The organism is Citreicoccus inhibens (genome assembly GCF_019039035.1).
GTDB lineage: Bacteria > Myxococcota > Myxococcia > Myxococcales > Myxococcaceae > Citreicoccus > Citreicoccus inhibens.
The window spans coordinates 102,682-120,644 of record NZ_JAHNZT010000026.1; the positions used below are offsets into that span (position 1 = coordinate 102,682).

16 protein-coding genes and 1 pseudogene are annotated in these 17,963 nt (G+C 71.8%); 7 read left to right on the forward strand and 10 right to left on the reverse strand.

Annotated features, from left to right (window positions below; all coding sequences use genetic code 11):
• The first annotated feature begins 2 nt into the window (after positions 1 to 2).
• The 3 genes from KRR26_RS25590 to KRR26_RS25600 all read left to right on the forward strand — a co-directional run bounded on the left by KRR26_RS25590 (position 3) and on the right by KRR26_RS25600 (position 3,249).
• Complete coding sequence (locus KRR26_RS25590) at positions 3 to 1,742, forward strand: DUF6311 domain-containing protein (protein ID WP_217081099.1); 1,740 nt, start codon at positions 3 to 5, stop codon at positions 1,740 to 1,742.
• Positions 1,743 to 1,911: 169 nt separating this feature from the next.
• Positions 1,912 to 2,409 carry a hypothetical protein gene (locus tag KRR26_RS25595; protein WP_120209128.1) on the forward strand — a complete coding sequence of 166 codons (498 nt, stop codon included), beginning with the start codon at positions 1,912 to 1,914 and terminating at the stop codon, positions 2,407 to 2,409.
• A gap of 84 nt (positions 2,410 to 2,493) precedes the next feature.
• The gene (locus tag KRR26_RS25600) at positions 2,494 to 3,249 is read left to right on the forward strand and encodes a VOC family protein (RefSeq protein WP_120209127.1); all 756 of its coding nucleotides are present in this window, start codon (positions 2,494 to 2,496) and stop codon (positions 3,247 to 3,249) included.
• On the opposite strand, the gene larC is transcribed toward KRR26_RS25600, so the two are convergent.
• The 8 genes from larC to thiL all read right to left on the reverse strand — a co-directional run bounded on the left by larC (position 3,238) and on the right by thiL (position 11,497).
• Positions 3,238 to 4,413: a nickel pincer cofactor biosynthesis protein LarC gene (gene larC, locus KRR26_RS25605; protein ID WP_120209220.1), complete on the reverse strand. Its 1,176-nt coding sequence runs from the start codon at positions 4,411 to 4,413 to the stop codon at positions 3,238 to 3,240. The genes KRR26_RS25600 and larC overlap by 12 nt on opposite strands.
• Before the next feature lie 24 nt (positions 4,414 to 4,437).
• A complete protein-coding gene (gene larB, locus KRR26_RS25610) occupies positions 4,438 to 5,190 on the reverse strand; it encodes a nickel pincer cofactor biosynthesis protein LarB (protein WP_120209126.1) in 753 nt (250 codons plus the stop codon).
• Between the two features lie 75 nt (positions 5,191 to 5,265).
• The gene (locus KRR26_RS25615; RefSeq protein WP_120209125.1) at positions 5,266 to 5,868 is read right to left on the reverse strand and encodes a chemotaxis protein CheC; all 603 of its coding nucleotides are present in this window, start codon (positions 5,866 to 5,868) and stop codon (positions 5,266 to 5,268) included.
• Entirely contained in the window at positions 5,865 to 8,123 is a 2,259-nt protein-coding gene (locus tag KRR26_RS25620) for a chemotaxis protein CheA (RefSeq protein ID WP_217081100.1), read from the reverse strand. Before KRR26_RS25620 ends, KRR26_RS25615 begins: the two co-directional genes overlap by 4 nt.
• A gap of 55 nt (positions 8,124 to 8,178) precedes the next feature.
• Positions 8,179 to 8,547 (reverse strand): response regulator, encoded by a 369-nt coding sequence (locus KRR26_RS25625; RefSeq protein WP_120209123.1) that lies wholly within the window; start codon positions 8,545 to 8,547, stop codon positions 8,179 to 8,181.
• A gap of 69 nt (positions 8,548 to 8,616) precedes the next feature.
• Entirely contained in the window at positions 8,617 to 9,039 is a 423-nt protein-coding gene (locus KRR26_RS25630) for a chemotaxis protein CheW (protein WP_120209122.1), read from the reverse strand.
• A 57-nt stretch (positions 9,040 to 9,096) separates the two neighbouring features.
• Complete coding sequence (locus KRR26_RS25635; RefSeq protein ID WP_199723881.1) at positions 9,097 to 10,470, reverse strand: methyl-accepting chemotaxis protein; 1,374 nt, start codon at positions 10,468 to 10,470, stop codon at positions 9,097 to 9,099.
• A gap of 79 nt (positions 10,471 to 10,549) precedes the next feature.
• Positions 10,550 to 11,497 (reverse strand): thiamine-phosphate kinase, encoded by a 948-nt coding sequence (thiL, locus tag KRR26_RS25640; protein WP_120209121.1) that lies wholly within the window; start codon positions 11,495 to 11,497, stop codon positions 10,550 to 10,552.
• A gap of 332 nt (positions 11,498 to 11,829) precedes the next feature.
• On the opposite strand from thiL, the gene KRR26_RS25645 reads away from it, so the two are divergent.
• Entirely contained in the window at positions 11,830 to 12,978 is a 1,149-nt protein-coding gene (locus tag KRR26_RS25645) for an aquaporin (protein ID WP_120209120.1), read from the forward strand.
• A 27-nt stretch (positions 12,979 to 13,005) separates the two neighbouring features.
• Positions 13,006 to 14,286, forward strand: a complete 1,281-nt coding sequence (locus KRR26_RS25650) for an MgtC/SapB family protein (protein WP_120209119.1) — start codon at positions 13,006 to 13,008, stop codon at positions 14,284 to 14,286.
• A 33-nt stretch (positions 14,287 to 14,319) separates the two neighbouring features.
• On the opposite strand, the gene KRR26_RS25655 is transcribed toward KRR26_RS25650, so the two are convergent.
• Both KRR26_RS25655 and KRR26_RS25660 read right to left on the reverse strand, forming a co-directional pair.
• A complete protein-coding gene (locus KRR26_RS25655; protein WP_217081101.1) occupies positions 14,320 to 15,810 on the reverse strand; it encodes a sensor histidine kinase in 1,491 nt (496 codons plus the stop codon).
• Positions 15,807 to 16,514 (reverse strand): GTP-binding protein, encoded by a 708-nt coding sequence (locus KRR26_RS25660; protein ID WP_120209117.1) that lies wholly within the window; start codon positions 16,512 to 16,514, stop codon positions 15,807 to 15,809. Before KRR26_RS25660 ends, KRR26_RS25655 begins: the two co-directional genes overlap by 4 nt.
• 291 nt (positions 16,515 to 16,805) lie before the next feature.
• On the opposite strand from KRR26_RS25660, the gene KRR26_RS25665 reads away from it, so the two are divergent.
• Both KRR26_RS25665 and KRR26_RS25670 read left to right on the forward strand, forming a co-directional pair.
• Entirely contained in the window at positions 16,806 to 17,342 is a 537-nt protein-coding gene (locus KRR26_RS25665; protein WP_120209116.1) for a GNAT family N-acetyltransferase, read from the forward strand.
• A 245-nt stretch (positions 17,343 to 17,587) separates the two neighbouring features.
• Positions 17,588 to 17,963 (forward strand): annotated as a pseudogene (locus KRR26_RS25670) (type IV pilus twitching motility protein PilT); the annotation flags it as partial.

Consider the following 17,963-nt stretch of genomic DNA (forward strand, 5'->3'; position numbering starts at 1 on the left):
CCATGTCGACCCCGAGCATGCCCGCGCGGGACGAAGCTGCTCCGTCCGTGCCCCCTCCATCCCTCGTCGCCGCGCCCGAGCCTCGGCCCGAGCGCCGCCTGCCGCGCCTGCTCGCCGCGCTCGGAGGCCTGGGCTGGTTCCTGTGTCTGGGAGGGAGCGCGGTCATCCCGCCCACGCGCATCGCCTGGATGATGCACGAGGACTGGGCCGCGCACATCCTGGGCTGGCTCTTCTTCCGCAACGCGCCCTGGGGGCTGCCGCTCGGCGCCGCGCCCAATCACTTTCATCCGTATGGCTCGTCGGTGGCGCTCACCGATGGCAACCCCTGGCTGGCGGTGCTGTTCAAGCCCTTCTCCCGCCTGCTGCCCGTGGACTTCCAGTACACCGGCGCGTGGTTGGCGCTGTGCTTCGTGCTGATGGGGTACTTCGGCGCGCGGCTGGTGGCCACCGTGTCCCCGCGCGCGGTGCATCAAGTGCTCGGCGGTGTGCTGCTGACCTTGGCGCCAGTGATGGCCGCGCGCTTCAGCCATCCCACGCTGTGCGCGCACTGGCTGCTGGTGGCGATGCTGTGGCTGAACCTGCGCGGCAATCCCCACCCGAGTGACGCGCGCCGCGCGCTCTGGCTCGCGGCCTTCTTCAACGCGGTGGCCGCGGGCACACATCCGTACTGGGTGGCCATGCTCTTCCCGCTCACGCTGGCGCTCGCGGTGCGGCTCGCGTGGGAGGGCGTGCTCGACGTGAAGCGCGCGGGCGCGGCGCTGGTGGGCATCGTGGCGCTCGATGGGGTGCTGTTCTCCCTCTTCGGCTACTTCGGCGGCAGCGCGCTGGGCGCGGAGGGTTTTGGTGAGTTCTCCGCGGACCTCGCCACGTGGGTGAATCCGCTCGGCTGGTCGCGCTGGTTGCCCAGCCTCCCCTCGGGGCCGCGTCAGGGCGAGGGCTATGGCTATCTGGGCGCGGGCGCCCTGTTGCTGCTCGCGGTCACGTTGCTCAGCCTCGCGGCGCGATGGAAGGAAGCGCGCGCGCTGCCGTGGCGCCGCGCGTTGCCCGTCACCCTCGTCGCGGCCTCGATGGTCGTCTACGCGCTGTCCTCGCGCGTGACGCTGCTGGGCGCGCCCGTGGCGGACCTGAGCGGGCCCTATGCGCGGCTCGCCACGCTGACGAACGCGTTCCGCGCCTCGGGCCGCTTCGTGTGGCCCATGCACTACCTGCTGGTCTGCGGCGCCGTGTTGCTGGTGGCGCGCTTGTGGCGACAGCGCCCGTGGGTGGTCACCGTTCTGCTCGGCGCGGCCGTCGCGGTGCAGGCCAGCGACGTGCGCACGGAGCGCAGTCCCCTGCATCGACTCGGAGACTTCCGCCGCCTGGAGTCACCCGCGTGGTCGGAGCTGAAGGGCGCCTATCCGCACCTCGCCCTCTTCCCGCCCCACGTCCAGTGGGTGTGCCGCTACAACGAGCCGCTGGTGAACGCGCTCGCGTACGTCGCCTACCGCGAGGGCCTCACGTTCAACAGCGGCTATGCCTCGCGCACGCCGCTCGAGCTCGCCGAGGAGTGCCAGGCGCGACTGCCTCGCGGCGGTGTGGCCGAGGACACCGCCTACGTCGTGGCGCCCGAGAACCTGCCCGACTTCCTGCGCGCCGGAGCGAGCTGCGGCGTGGTGGAGGGCTTGCCGGTGTGCGTCGCGGGCACACGCACGGACACCTTCGCGCGGCGCTTGGCGAAGCAGCCACTGCGCGCGAGCCCCTGAACGTCCACCGCCTGACGCTGCAGGGCCTCGGCCTCGCCCCTCCGTGCGCACGAGCGTCCTCCCGTGCACGGCGGTCCCGCGGGGCCATGGTCGGAGCTCCCCTCCGGACGTGAAGTGGAGGCGCCTCGCTTTCGAGCGGGGTCCGTCCACGTCAAACCGTGAGGAACCCATGGCCGGCCAGATTCAAGGCGCGTACTTCAAGGCAATCATCGGCTCGATGACTGCCGCGTCGCATCGCTTCCCGCAGCAGCAGCAGTTCGTCAACAGCATGCGAGACGAAGCCTGGTACGACTGGGAGGACTACGTGCGGATGACGAGCGAGCTTCAGACGGCGCTCGGAGACAAGGGCATGGAGGCGCTCGCGCAGAAGTCGGTGATGCGCTCGCTGCCGCTGTTCCGCGCGCGCGGCATCGACTCGGTGGAGAAGGTGTTCGGCGGCTACGACGCCCTGTCGCGCGACGCGGTGCGCGACCTGCCCGCCGGCGAGTCCATGCGCACCGTGGCCTTCACCACCACGTCCGCTGAACTGGAGACCGAGTCGCGCCTCCCCTCCGCGCTGCTGCTGGGCACGTTCCGCGGCTTCTTGATGGGACTGGGCAAGCTCGTCACGGAGACGAAGGTCACGACGCGCGGCGCCACCCGGCGCTTCTCGCTCAAGTGGGTCTGACTGAAAATGCGTGCAGTATCCAACCCGCTTGGTTAGCTTCCGCCGCGCCCGAGCTCCCTCGGGCCTTCGAGTGAGGGGAAAGCCATGCCAGCGGTCGAGACGTATCCAGCGGGAACGGTGTCCTGGGTGGACCTGATGACGCCGAACATGGAGAAGTCCCGCGCCTTCTACAGCGCGCTCTTCGGGTGGACGTTCACGTCGAGCGACAAGGAGAAGGGCGGGTACTCGACGTGCCAGCGCAACGGGCGAAGCGTGGCGGGCATGATGCCCACGCCTCCCAACATGGGCGCCGCCGCGTGCTGGTCCCTCTACTTCAACGTGGCGGACATCCAGGCCTCCGCGGAGCGAGTGCGCGCGAACGGCGGCCGGGTGGAGATCCCTCCCAAGGACACCGGGGGCGAGGGGCTCTTTGCCGTCTGTGTGGACCCCACGGGCGCGTACTTCTGCCTGTGGCAGGCCCTGAAGCACGTGGGCTCGGGGTTGGTGAACGAGCCGGGCGCGATGACCTGGCACGAGCTGCACACGCGCGAGGCGGCGCGGGCGCGCGACTTCTACGTCGCCGTCTTTGGCCACGAGGCGCGGAAGCTGGACGGGATGGAGTTCTGGACGTTGCGCGCGGGCGAGGCCACCGCCGCGGGCATCTTCCAGTCAAACGCCCCCACGCCGTCGAACTGGCAGACCTACTTCGCGGTGGCGGACGTGGACGAGGCGACGAAGACCGTCACGCGCATGGGCGGACGCGTGCTCATGTCTGGCATCAACAGCCCGTTCGGCCGCGTCGCGGTGGTGAGCGACGACGCGGGCGCGACGTTCGCCATCATCCAGCTCTCACCGCGCTAGGTCTCCGAGCGCCACCAGGGCCGCGGCCATCACCTGCTTGACGGGGATGCCCGCGGCTTCGGCCACGCGCCGGCAGTCCTCGAACTCGGGATGGGCGTTGAGCACCGCGCCCTCGCGCAGGCCCCGCTTCACGCGCACGCGGCCCCACGGCGTCTCCACCTCCACCCAGTCGCGCGCGAGCGCCTGCCGCTCCACGCGGTGGTAGCGCACCCCCAGCGAGGTGGACTCGCGCAGGAGCAGCTCCACCACCGCGTCGCGCAGGCCGCCCTCCACCAGCACGCCCAAGAGGTGGCCCGGCCGGCTCTTCTTCATCACCGCAGGCGTCACCCACGCGTCGAGCGCGCCCGCGCCCAGGAGCCGCTCCAGCAGGTGCCCCAGGAGCTGCGGCGTGGCGTCATCCAGGTTCGCCTCCACCACCCACAGGCCCTCGGCCCTCGGCGCCTCCATGCGGCCCAGCGAGGCGCGCAGCACGTTGGGCCGGTCCCGGAAGTCCTTGGTGCCCACGCCGTAGCCCACCTTCTCCACGATGAAGTCCGGCGGGTGGCCAATGCGCGTGAGCACCTTCAGCAGCGCGGCGCCCGTGGGCGTGGTGAGCTCGCCCACGCCCTCGAAGCGCACGGGCACGTCGCGCAGCAACTCCAGCGTGGCGGGCACCGGGATGGGCATGTTGCCGTGCGCCACGCGGATGGTGCCGCTGCCCAGCGGCGGCGGAGAGGCGTGCACCTCCGGGTCACCCAACAGCTCCAGCACCACGGCCGCGCCGCAGACGTCCACGATGGAGTCCACCGCGCCCACTTCGTGGAAGTGGATGTCCTCCAGGGACACGCCGTGCACCTTCGCCTCGGCCTCGCCGATGGCGCGGAAGACCGCCAGCGCTCGCTCCTTCACGCGCGGGGACAGCGTGGTCGCTGACTCGATGAGCTGGCGGATGTCCGAGTAGGCGCGGTGCGGGTGCACCTCGCGCTCGTCCAGGACGACGTCCAGGTGCGTGCCGCTGATGGCGTGGCGCACCGCGCGCTTCACCGCCAGCTTCCAGCCCGGCACCTGCAAGCCGCTCAACGCCTGCGTGAGCGCCTCGGGCGAGACGCCCAGGTCGATGCCCGCCGCCAGGAACATGTCGCCCGCGATGCCGCCCACGGGCTCCAGGTACAGAATCCGCCGCACGTCGTGCTCCTTCTCCAAGCGCCGCTAGCGCTTGCCCCGGGTGCGCGAGATGAGCGCCGCGTAGAACCCACCGCCGAAGCCGTTGTCGATGTTCACCGTCGCCACGTTCGAGGCGCAGGAGTTCACCATCGCCAGCAGCGCGGACACGCCGCCGAAGTTGGCGCCGTAGCCCACCGACGTGGGGACCGCCACCACGGGGATGCCCACCAGGCCCCCCAACGCGCTCGCCAGCGCACCCTCCATGCCGGCCACCACCACGGCCGCGTGGCACTCCTGAATCTCCTCGCGGCGCCGCAGCAGACGGTGGATGCCGGCCACGCCCACGTCGTAGACGCGCCGCACCTCGGCGCCCAGGGCCTCGGCCGTCAGCGCGGCCTCCTCGGCCACGGGGATGTCGCTGGTGCCCGCCGTCACCACGGCCACGCGGCCCGCGCGGGCCTTGCGCTGGCGCCAGTGGAAGATGCGCGCCACGGGGTGGTACTCGGCCTTGGGGAAGCGAGCGAGCAGGGCCTCGGCCTTCTCCGGCTGAAGCCGCGTCACCAGCACCGTCTGCTTGCGCTCCACCAGGGCGCCCACGATGCCCAGCAGCTGCTCCGCCGTCTTCGGCTCGCCCAGCACCACTTCCGGGAAGCCGAAGCGCAGGTTTCGGTGCGTGTCGAGCGTCGCATAGCCCAGCTCGGCGAACGGCAGGTCCTTCAGCCGGCCCACCGCATCATCCAGCGACACCTTCCCCGACTTCACCTGCCCGAGGAGTTGCTTCAGCGCCTTCTCGTCCATGGGCGCCCCATACCTCAGGCGACGCCTGGGGTGAATGCATCCCGCGCACGGGTCGCCGCAAAAGCCGGTCGGGCGCTACAGGCCCAGGCGAGCCAGGAGCACCCCGGCGCTCTCGCGCTCCAGAATCAGGAGCATCTGACCGGACACGGGCGGCGTGGCGCACGCGACGGTGAAGTGCGTCTCGGTCACCACCACCCGCCGTGCCCCGCCGTGCACCGCGTCGCCCATCGCGTCGCGCAGCACGTCCTGTCCCGGGCCTCGCCGCAGGGTGGGCACCGTGGGGAGCAACCGCCAGCGGGTGAGCCGGCCAATGGCGGACAGGCATGCGCTGGCGGCGATGTTCGCGGCCTCCTCGAGCGCGCTGTCCCGCTCGAGCGGGCTGGCGGGCTGGCCGCCCAGGAGCACCGTCTCCAGCACCGCGCCGTCGCGAGGCGTCAGCACCAGCATCTGCGCGCCCTGCAACTCGCCCGTCATGCCCAGGTGGACGGCCGCCACGGGGGAGTGCCCGCCCAACCGCAGGGCCACCTCCGCGGCGCTCGACACCAGGACGCGCGGCACGGAGAGGTCCACCTGCCCGCGCACGAGGCGCGAGAGGGCATTGGCCGCATGGCCGCAGCCGATGTTGGCCACCTCCCGCAGCGCGTCGAGCTGCGTGTCACTGGGCAGAAGCAGGTTCACGCGGACAGTAACCTCGGAACGTCCAGGATGAAGACCGGACGGCCACTGCCCAGGATGGTCACCCCAGAGAGGCCTGGCAGCAAGTCCAACGGTCGCGACAGCGGCTTGAGCACCACTTCCTCCTGGCCCAGCAGCCGGTCCACCGCCAACGCCACCTTGCCCGAGTCCCCGTCCATCACCACGAAGGGCCGCAGCCCCCTGCGCACCGGGGCCGGCACGCCCAGGAGCGCGTCCAGCGCGTGCACCGGCAGCAGCCCGTTGCCGTGAGGCAGCAACGCCGTCTCCCGGCTGCGGCTGAGCGTCTCGCCGTCCGCCTCCGTGGCGCCCACCACCTTCGCGATGGGCAGGCCGAACACCTCGTCACCCACCTCCACCAGCAGCAGGTGCACCACCGCCACGGTGAGGGGCAGGCGCAGCGTGAAGCGCGTCCCCCGGCCCCGCTCGCTGTCTATCTCCAGCGTGCCGCCCACGCTCTCCACCACGCGCTTGACGGCGTCCATGCCCACGCCCCGGCCGGAGATGTCCGTCACGTCCTTGGCCGTGGACACCCCGGGCAGGCACGACAGCAAGAAGGCCTCGCGGTCCGTCAGGCGGGCAGCGGCCTCGGGGGCCAGCAGGCCGCGCGTCACCGCCGCCGCCTTCAGCTTCGCCGGGTCCATGCCGCGGCCGTCGTCTTCAATCTCGACGATGACGCGGTCGCGGGCGCGGCGCACCGCCACCAGCACGCGCCCCCGCGAGCCCTTCTTCGCGGCCAGCCGCTCCTCGGGCGCCTCCAGCCCGTGGTCGATGCAGTTGCGCAGCAGGTGCAGCAGCGGATCCGCCAGCTCGTCGAGGATGGCCCGGTCCAGCTCAATCTCGGCGCCAGTGATGACCAGGTCCACCTCTCGCTCCTTGCGGCGAGCGAGGTCGCGCGCCGCGCGGGGCAGGCGGTCCGTGATGAGCGACAGCGGCGTCATGCGCGCGCTCATCACCTTGTCGTGCAGGTCCTTCACCAGCGTGTGCAGCCGGTAGACGCCCTCCTCCAACTCGGGGCGCGCGTTCTCCGGCAACACCTTGCCCACCTCGCGCAGGCGGGCCGTGGCGAGCATCAGCTCGCCCACCGTGTCGAGGAAGTAGTCCAGCAGCTCCGTGCGCACGCGCACCGTGCGCGAGCCACCCGCCTCGGCGCTCGCGCGCGCGCTGTCCGGCGCCGCCGCGGCGGGCGGAGCGGGCGCGGGCGCGGCCACCGCCGCCTTGACGGAGACGACCTCCACCTCGGCCACGTTCCGGAGGGCGCTGTGGATGCCCGTGTCGCCCACGGACGTCTCCAGCTCCACCTGGATGTAGCCATCCGGGATGCGGCCCGCCTTCAGCTCCTCCAGCGCGGGGCGCAGGTCCAGGAGCGTGCCCAGCGTGGTGAGCCGCTTGTGCACCAGGAAGGCGCGCACCCCGGGCACCTGGCAGGTGGGAGCGATGCGCAGTTGCACCGCCCAGCGCTGCAATGGCGCGCGGGCCTCGCCCTCGGGCTTCGACGCCAGGGCGCCACCCGCCGCAGCCTGGAGCCCGCCACTCAGCTCGAGGCCGGGGGCGGGCCTCGCGGCGACATCGTGCGCGAGAGACTCCGCGGGCCGTGGCTCACGGGCGGCGGCGCCTGCCTCGGCCCCTGCCCCTGACGTGAGTCCACCGGCGGACGACCCAGGGCGAGGGTCCGCCGGCGCGCTCTTCGCGCCCGGGGGTCGAGTCGTCTCGTCCGGAGCGGGCGCGGAGGCTTCGGGCGCCTTCGCGGCGGCAGCGGGCTCGGGGTTCGCGGGAGGCTCGGCCGCGGCGTCCGTGGTCGCGGCGGGCTTGAGCACCGTGACGCGCGCCACGCGGGTCGTGGCGGGGGCGTGGCCCGTGATGGTGGTGACGCGGGCGCTGAGCTGCTGAAGGAGCGCGGTGGCCTCGGCGGGCTCCTTGTTGTCGGCGACGGCTCGCACCTGGGCGAGCAGCGCGTCCGCCGAGCTGAGCAGCAGGTCCACCAGGTCCCGGTCCAGCCGGCTGCGGTCCTGCCGCACGGCGTCCACCAGGTCCTCCACGCGGTGGGCCAGGATGGCGATGGGCTCGAAGCCCATGGACGAGGCCATGCCCTTGACCGAGTGGGCGTGCCGGAACATCGAGTCCACTGCGCTCGACGAGCCTTCGCGCTCCAGTTGCACGAGGTCTCGGCTCAGGGCCTCCAGATGCTCGCTGGCCTCGGAGATGAAGAGTCCGAGGTAGCGGGACATGTCCATCGTCATGACCCGACCTCTTTGGGAACGGCGGCGCGGGCGCGCGTGGCCGGCGCGCCCGCGTTCACACCTCGCCCAGCACCTTCTTGACGACCGCCAGCACGTCCTCGGCGCGGAACGGCTTGACGATGAAGTCCGACGCGCCCGCCTCGATGGCCTCCATCACCAGGCTCTCCTGACCGAGCGCGGAACACATGATGACGACGGCGCTGCTGTCCTGCTTGATGATTTCCCGCGTGGCCTCGATGCCGCTCTTGAAGGGCATCACGATGTCCATCGTCGTGAGGTCGGGCTTGAACTCCTTGAACTTCTCCACGGCCTCGAGCCCGTTGGCCGCCTCACCGACGACCTCGAACCCTCCAGACGCAAAGATGTCCTTGATCATGTTGCGCATGAAGATGGCGTCGTCGACGACCAGGACCCGCTTAGCCATGTGAAGAACTCGCCTCCGATTCCGGCCTAACGGCGCGGACACTACCATCCGCGCTTTCCGGGGGGCTACTCACTTGGAGGGGGTGAACAAGGCAACCACCGCGGCATCCAGACCCTCCGGCTCCAGGACGGTCACCCCGAGGCCGCCCAACCGGGCAACCCCTCGCACGGCCGGAGTGACCCGGCCCGGCGCGGTGCTGATGCGCTCCACCGCCTCGATGCCGTCCACGTCCGTCACCAACAGTCCCAGGTCCCGGCGCCCCCGGTCCAGCAGCACGACCCGGGCGGGTGGCGTGGGCCCCTCGGGGAGATTCAACAACTGACGCAACTCCACCACGGTCACCACCCGGCCGCGCAGGTTCATCACGCCGGTGATGGCCGGTGGCGCGCGGGGAACGAGGGTGAAGCGCGCGGGAGGCACCACCACCTCGCGGACGGCCGACAGCGGCAGCCCGTAGCGCTCCTTCTCCACCCGGAAGATGACGTGGCGCACGGTGGGGACTTTCTAGCAGGAGGGCTGAGCGGTCCGCCGCGACACCGGACCGCTGGGTCAGGCGCCCAGGCGGAAGCTGCGCACCACGCTCTGCAGTTCCACGGAGAGGTTGGTGAGCTCGCTCGCCAGGGATGTCATGCGGGAGACGGCGGCGGTCTGCTCCTGGATGACGGCCTGGATGGCCTCGGTGGAGCTGGCGTTGTTGCGCGCCACCAGCTTGATTTCCTCGATGGCCTTCACCATCTCCTCGCTGCCCTTGAGCTGCTCGCGAGCGCTGTCGGAGATGAGGTGCACCTTCTCCGCGCCCTTGCGCATGGTGTCGGTGATGGCCCCCATGGAGCGCACGATGTTGGTCAGGTCCTCGCGGCCCTCGGCCAGCTCCGCGATGCCTTCCTTCATGGCGCTCACGACGGAGGTGGACTGGCCGGAGATGTCGCGCGCGAGCTTGGAGATCTGCTCGGCGGAGCGGCCCGCGCTCTCGGCGAGCTTGCGGACCTCGTCGGCGACCACCGCGAAGCCGCGGCCGTACTCACCCGCGCGCGCCGCCTCGATGGTGGCGTTGAGGGCCAACAGGTTGGTCTGCTGCGCCACCTGGGTGATGGCGTCGACGATCTTGGAGATCTCCTGCGTCTTCTCCCCGAAGGCGAACACCTGTTGGCTGGCGGACTCGATGCGGTTGAAGACCTTCTTCACCTTGTCGCCCGCGAGCCGCGCGGCCTTGGAGCCGTCCTCGGCCGCGCCGCTGGTCTCGGCGGTCGTCCTGGCGGCGTCCTCCGCGCTGACGGCGGTGCGCTGGATGCTGCCCGCCATCTCCGTGATGACCTTGGACGTCCGGGAGACGAGCTGCGACTGCGTCTCCGCGCCGCTGGCGATCCGCTCCATGGACGAGCCCACCTCCTCCGTGGACCCGTTGACGTTCTCCGCCGAGCGCTGCAGGTCGATGGCCGTGTCGGCCACGCTCTTGGCGGTGTCCTGGATCTTGCCCACCAGCTCGCGCAGGTTCTCCTGCATGCGCGAGATGGCGCCCGTCAGCTCGTCGATCTCGTCGCGGGTGCTGTGCGCCTCGGCGGCCACGGGCTTGGACAGGTCACCCTGGGAGATTTCAAAGGCCGAGCGGCTGAGCACCTTCACGCGGATGACGCGCGCGAGCAGCGAGGGAAGGAGCGCGGCGCCACCGAAGGTGATGAGCACGCCGCCGCCCACGCGGATGAGGTAGCGCAGGTTGCCCCAGTCCGAGCCGAACAGGGACTCGCTGCCCATCAACCACGCGCCGAGGATGACGCCGAGGAGGATGTAGCCCGTGAAGATCTTCCGGTGCAGCGAGACCTCTCGGGCGGTCTTGGGCCCCTCCACCGAGCGCAGCAGTCGCTGCACGGGCTCACGCCGTGGGGGGAGGCCAGAGGAAGGGTCGTCGCGAAGGGGGCGGCGCACTAGGGGTGCTTTCGGCGGGAGGTGCGGAAGCGGTCACCGGATTTAGCCTTGCCGTCCGGCAGGGTCAATCCACCTGCCCCTACCTGCTCGCCCGTCCCCTGAAGTGATCGAACCCAGGCGCGGGTGGCACGCACCGACCGGCTGCGTTGAGGACGACCCACCCCCGCTCCCGAGTCAGCTCGCCGATGCGCGTCACGCGCTCGCCAGCGCGGGCGCACGCGCGCTCGAATGCCCGTTCGCGGGAGGGGGGAACGGCCAGGAGCAGCTCATAGTCCTCGCCGCCCGCGAGCGCCCCCTCGGGCCCGAGGGCGGCGCGCACCGCCGGGGACAGGGGCAGCCGCTCCAGCTCCATCCGCACGCCCACGCGCGAGGCCTCGCACAAGTGCCCCAGGTCCTGCGCCAGCCCGTCCGACACATCCATCCCCGCCGACGCGAAGCGCGAGGCGATGCGCCCCAGCGCGACGCGGGGCTCGGGCCGACGCTGGCGCCGCACCGCGGAGCCCCGCGTGACACCGCGCTGCAACTGCTGGAAGCCCAGCCGCGCGTCGCCCAGCGTCCCGGAGACATAGAGCGCATCTCCGGGCCGCGCCCCCGAGCGCAGCAGCGGCGCGCGGGCCAGCGAGCCGGTGACGGTGAGGGTGACGGACACCTCGCGCGCGGAGGTGAAGTTGCCCCCCACGAGCGCGATGCGATGCGCGCGCGCCAGCGTCGCCATGCCACGCGCCAGGGCGGACAGCTCGCGCGGTGGATAGTCGCGGGGCAGCGCGAGCGCGCAGACGAACCAGCGCGGCGTGGCGCCCATGGCCGCCAGGTCGGAGAGGTTCACCGCGAGGGCCTTGTGCCCGATGTCCGCGGCCGAGAACGTGGCCCGCGTGAAGTGCACGTCCTCGACGGTGGCGTCGGTGGTGACGCACGTCGCCTCGCGCGAGGGCGCCAACACCGCGCAATCGTCCCCCGGGCCCACGGGCACACGGGCGCGAGGGAAGTGGGAGAGGAAGCGCTGGATGAGTTCGAACTCACCAGGCACGGCGCGCTCCCTGCTCCGAGCTGGCGCCGACGCCCCGCCTCGTCCCGTCCCCGTGCCGCTCAACCCGCATGACGTCCCATCCTCGGTGCCCGTGCCTCGCTGGACCGCGGACCATAGCCCGCCACCGGCCAGGAGGGCGGCGGGCCCGTCACGCAGCGTTGACGCCCCCGCGCTCGCGAGGCATAGGAGTGTGGGCCCCCACGGCGCTCCTTGCCGCGCCGCCGGCCGAAGGAGGACCCCCGCAGCGTGAGCACCGCCCCCATCCACCCCCTGGCTCGCCCATCCGAAGCAACCGGTGGGGATACGTCCAGCCGAGCGGGGAGGTCCGGGCGATGACGGTAGCGATGCCGGAGGGGCCGCTCACGCCGCAGCCCGTGCTCGACCTGCGGCGTCGGCTGGCCACGGAAGCACTCGGGTGCGGCTTGCTCGTCGTGGCGCTGGATGGCGCGCATCACCTCGCCGAGCACCTGGGCGCGGGCCCCGCGGAGGGGCGCCTGTTCATGTCCCTGGCGGCGGGCGCGGTCCTCGCCTGTCTCATGGGCGTGCTGCGTCCGTTCTCGGGTGCACACTTCAACCCGGCGCTCACCTTCGCGGACGCCCTCGGAGACGGCACCCCGTGGCGCGAGCTGCCGCGCTACGCGCTCGCGCAGCTGCTGGGGAGCCTGGTGGGTCGGCTCGTGGCGCACCTCATGTGCGGCGAGCCCCTGCTGCTGGCCACGCGCATGCCCGCGGCGAGCGGCGCCCAGTTCCTCACGGAGATGGTGGCGACCTTTGGCCTGCTCGTGGTGGTGCGCGGCTGCGTGCGCACGCGGCCCGCCGCCACGCCCCTGGCCATCGCGGCCTACGTGGCCGCCACCGTCTGGTTCACCGACTCGCGCTCGCTGGCGAACCCCGCGCTGGTGCTGGCCCGCGCCGCCAGCGCGCGCCTGGGCGTCATCCGTCCCATGGAGGTGGAGTCCTTCGTCGCGGCGCAGCTGCTGGGCGCCGCGCTCGCGGTGGGCCTCTTCCGGTGGCTGCTCGCGCCGCGGGAGCGAGTCGGACCGCGCCTGCCCGAGACGGTCGTCTTCGAGAGTTCCGTCGCCGGCCCGGCCCAGCTGGCCGCCGCGCTCTTCAACGCGCTCGCGCACCCCGAGCGAGCCCGCGCCGAGGTGGCGACCTCGGCCACGCCCAGCGAGGAAGTCCCGCCCGCGGTGAGCGCGCTGATGAAGGAGGCGGGCCTGCGCGCCGCGCCCCTCCACGCGCGCGGCGAGCAGCCTGGGCGGATCATCCTCCTGGAGCTCTCCGGCGCCGCGCCGGGCCTGGACACGCGCCTGCGCGAGTGCTGGCAGCTCCCCGCGGTCTCCCCCTCGAATGAAGCGGGGGCGCGCGCCCTGCACGCAGCGCTGCGTGCCCACCTCCAGCGGCTGCTCGCCAGACAGGGTTGGGAGCGGCTGCACGTCGTCGGAGGCACCTCGTCCGAGGGGCCTCGTCCCACGTCCTGAACCCATCGCCTCGCAAGGATTCGCCCCATGGAAGGACTTCCTCCCGTCGTCACCTGGCCGCCGCTGCAGACGCTGATGCGCCTGACGCTCGCGCTCGCGGTGGGTCTGTTCGTCGGCCTGGAGCGAGAGTGGCGCGGCAAGGAGGCGGGGCTGCGCACGTTCGGCTTCGCCGCGCTCTTGGGCGGCATGGGGGGGCTGCTGGGCCCCAACTTCGCGCTGCTCAGCGTCGCGCTGTTGGGCGTGCTGCTCTGCTTCCTCAACTGGCAGTCGCTGCGCGCCAATGGCACCGCGGAGCTGACCACGTCGGCGGCGCTGCTGGTGACGGGACTGACGGGCGTGCTGTGCGGCCTGGGCCACACCGTCACGCCCGCGGCGGTCGGCGTCACGACGGCGGGGCTGCTCGCGTGGAAGGAGCGACTGGCCACCTTCAGCCACAAAATCACCGCCGAGGAGCTGCGCTCGGCCATCCTGCTGGCCATCCTCGCGTTCGCCGTCTACCCGATGCTGCCCGCGCAGCCGGTGGACCCCTGGGGCCTCATCGCGCCCCGAGGCGCGTGGGTGACGGTGGTGCTCATCGCGGCCATCGGCTTCGTCAACTACCTGCTGTGGAAGGTGTTCGGCGCGCACGGCGTGGAGGTGACGGGCTTCCTGGGCGGACTCGTCAACAGCACCGTCACGGTGGCGGAGCTGGCCAACCGCGTGCGCGAGACAGCGGGGCGCCTGCTCGACGCGGCCTATCGCGGCGTGATGCTGGCCACGTCGGCCATGGCGCTGCGCAACGCGGTGTTGCTGGGGCTGTTGTCCTTCCATGCGCTGGTGGACTCGGCGCTGCCGCTGGCGCTCATCCTGTTGTCCAGCACGGGGCTCGCGCTGGTGCGCACCCGCGCCACGCCGCTGCCCGAGAGCGAGGCCCCGGCCCTGCCCCTCAAGTCTCCGTTCTCGCTGCCGTCGGCGCTGAAGTTCGGGCTCATCTTCCTGGCGCTCCAGGTGGTGGGCACGGTGGGGCAGCACTTGCTGGGACGCGCGGGCTTCTACGCGGTCAGCGCCGTGGGCGGCCTCGTCTCCAGCGCCTCGGCGGTGGCCTCGGCCGCGTCGCTCTGCGCGAACGGCACCATCTCCGCCACCACCGCGGGCATCGGCGCCATCATCGCGTCGCTGGCGAGCGCGCTCATCAACTTCCTCCTCGTGGCGCGCGTGTCCAATGAGCGCATGCTGACGCTGCGCCTGGGCCGCGCGCTGGGCGTCGTGTTCGTGCTGGGACTCGCGGGCGCGCTCGTGCAGTCGCGCCTGCCCTCGCTGTTGCCGTGATGCACGGAAGGCCGAGCCCTCTCGAGGGCTCGGTCAGAAGCGATCCGGCTCCGGAATGGGCGCCGAGGCGACGCGATCCGCGATGGGCGGTTGCAGCGGCAGCACGACGATGAAGCGCGAGCCGCTGCCGTAATCGCTCTCCACCCACACGCGTCCGCCGTGCGCCTGCACCAGGCTCTTGACGATGGCGAGCCCCAGCCCCGCGCCGCCGTACTCGCGCGTCGAGCTGCCATCCACCTGGTAGAAGCTCTGGAAGATGCGCTCGAACTCCTCGGTGCGGATGCCGACCCCGTTGTCCTCGACGCTGATGCGGTAGCCCGCGGCGCCCAGCTCCGCCTGCGCGCCCGCCTCGGACAGCCGCACGCGCACGCGCCCGCCCGGAGGCGTGAACTTCACCGCGTTCGCCAGGAGGTTCACCACCACCTGCCGCAGCTTCTCCATGTCGCCCGCCAACCGAGGCTGCGGCAAGCCGGGCACCTGCACGTCCAGCTCCAGGCCCTTGCGGTGCGCCTGGGGCGAGACGCTCGACACCGCGGTCTGGATGACCTGCCCCAGGTCCACCGGCGCCATGGCCAACCGCAGCCGGCCCGCTTCAATCTGGCTCAGGTCCAGCAGCGAGGAGATGAGGTTCAGCAGCGTCTCGCCCTTCTCCACGATGGTGCGGACATACTGGAGCTGCTCGACGTTGAGCGCGCCCGCCAGCCCCTCCGCGAGCATCTCCGAGTAGCCCAGGATGGACGCGAGCGGCGTGCGCAGCTCGTGGCTCACCGTGCCCAGGAAGCTCGACTTCAGCCGGTCCAACTCCTTGAGCCGCGCGTTGGCCTGCACGAGCCGCGTGTTCTGCGACTCCAGCTCGCGATGCGTCTCCAACATCGCCTCGATGTGGACCTGCGTCGTCAGGTACGTCTTCTGCCCGCTGGCCACGAGCGCGCTCAGCACCTGTCCGAAGTGGGCCAGCACCTGCGCGGCCGTGCGCTCGGGGGCACGGCGCACCTTGGCCACCAGCTCGCGGGCGCGCGCCAGGTCCAGCCCCTCGATGTCCGTCAGCGTGAGGGGGAAGTCGTCCAGCTCCTCGGGCGTGAAGGGCCCCAGGATGACGCGGCCGAGCAGGTCCCCTTCCCAGCGGATGGGCATCACCACGTAGCGCAGGCCGGTGAAGCACGGCATCGCCACGAGCCCGGCGGCCTCGGCCTCCTCGGCGTCCGCCACGCGCGCGCCCAGGTTGGGCACCACCGGACCGTCCTTCACCCGCGCCACCGTGGCGACACAGCGCGCGCGGCCCTCGGGGAAGGAGAAGACATACGCGCAGAAGTCGCCGTGCCCCACCTTCACGTCCGCGAGCTTCGAGCCGCGCGCGTCCAGCACCTTGATGCCCACGCGGTACAGGTCGCTGAAGCTCTTCACCACGTCCGCGAAGGAGGGGAGGTCCAGCAGGTCCCCGAGCGACAGGCGCCGCTGCAACACCGACTCCCTGCGCCCCGCGCTCCCCGCGTCCGGTGGCCCGCCCCCCGCTGCCCCGCTCATGGCCTGCCTCCACTCGCGGAGGGCTGGTAGCGGCCCTCCAGCGTGGTGCCACTGAGGTCCATCTGCCGGAAGATCTGCCCGAGGAACTCGTCCTCGGAGAGCCCCACGTTGCGCGTCAGGTGCGCGCGGGACTCCAGGCGGCGGTACGCGGCCTGCGCCACCTCGTGGAAGGTCTCCAGCACGCCCTCGCCCCGGAGCGCCACCGCGCCCACCACGGGCTGGGAGCCGCGCCGCCGGGCCTCGTCGATCTCCGCGTCGGAGCGACTGTCGGGCAGATCCCTTTTGTTGAACTGGATGATGACCGGCACCTCGCCCGGATCCAGGCCGTTCTCGCGCATGTTCTCCTGGAGGTTTCGCCAGTAGGCGTTGTTCTCCTCCGTGGCCGAGCGCCGACTGTCCGCGATGAACACCACCGCGTCCGCATTCTGCAGAACGATTCTCCGCGTCGCGTTGTGGATGACCTGGCCGGGGACCGTGAACAGCTTCACCTTCACCTTGAAGCCAGCCGAGGTGCGGAAGAACACCGGCAGGAGGTCGAAGAAGAGTGTCCGGTCGTCATGGGTCTCCACCGCCAGCAGGCGACCTCTCACGTCAGGCCGGGCCCGCGTGTGCAGATGACGCAGATTCGTCGTCTTCCCGCTCAGGCCGGGGCCGTAGTAGACGATCTTGAGCGTCAGCTCGCGCTGGGCATGGTTGAGTTGCACGGGTGGAACTCAGGCTGGCGCGTCGAGGCTGGAGGCCCTGCCCCCCACGCGACGCCGCTTTTTTATAATGGGAAGGCGCGCGGCGCGGAAGGGCGGCCGGGCGGCGGGCGGGAAGGCGAGGCTCCCGCGCGTGGAATGGGACCGCCCCCGCGCGAGGTTCGCACAAGTCCGCCCCCCAACGAGAAGCACGGAAGTCGCCTCTTACTTGAGAGGACAATGTGCGCCGAATCAGCGCGTGCATGGGTAAGGGGGCTGCGGTTAGGATCGCGGACGCGACGGAGGAGCACGGCGATGACGATGAAGCAGGTGGATCCAGGCATGGAGGTAGGCCCCGCGCCGGTAATGGACGTGGCGAGCCTGCCCAATGATCTGGTGAACGCGGTGAAGTTTGGTCCGCCCACGGATGAGGACCTGACCGCGGTGGCCGCCCTGCGCTCCAGCTCCGAGCCGTGGAAGAGCCGGGGTGAGACGCAGGAGGACAGCCTCAAGGCCCTGACGCTGCTGAAGTCGTCCATCCATGTCGCGCGGCTGCAGAACCAGATTGTCGGTTACGTCACCGTGGAGCGCGACGGTCCGGTCCCCGGCGCCGCCTACCTGCGCAACATCGTGGTGAAGCCGGAGCTGCGCCGCCATGGCCTGGGCGCCATGCTGCTGGACAAGGCCCTCTCGGTGGCCCGCGACATGTACCGCAAGACGATCGCCCTGCGCGTGGACCCCTCCAACGCGCCGGCGGTGGGCTTCTACCGCAAGGCGGGCTTCACCACCGTCGCCACGGTGGTGTCCAAGAAGTCCGGCAAGCTCCGCCTCCTGATGTCCCGCGAGCTGTAGTCCCCGTTGAACTCCGGACGGGAGGCCCTCCTCCCGTCCTGCCCTCCGCGCGGGCCTCTCCGTGAGGCCCCGGAGCCCCTCCTCCCGCGCCCCCCAACGCTCCGCACCCGCCAGCGCGGTCGAGAGAGCCCCACGCCCCCAGTCCGAGCCCTCCCCTGAGCGATGGGCCGGTCCATTCTCGCGACGTGTCGACTATCCTGCGCTCCTCCGCGCCGCGCCTCCCGCGCCGGCCGGTGCGCCATCGCATGAAATCGCTCGCCGAGCTGCTTCGCCACCTGTCGCGTCCTGGCGTCACCGAGCTGGCCCTCGCCAGCGGCCGTCCTCCGATGATCCGGAGCGGCCAGGGTTATGAGCCGGTGGATCCCGCCGCGCTCTCCACGGATGACCTCGTCCGAGCCCTCCAGTCCATGGTGGGGCTGGCCCGCGCCTCCAGCGTCTCGGAGACCCCCGCGCAGTGGTCCGTGAACGCCACGGGCCTGGGGACCCTCTCCATCGCGGCGGTGCGCCGGGGCGACTTGATGAACGTGCGCCTCAGCCGGGCCGCCGAGCCCCCCGCCGCGGCCCCTGCCCCCGCCGCGGCGCCGCCTCCCGCCGCCGCGCCGGCCCCTCCCGCCGCATCCC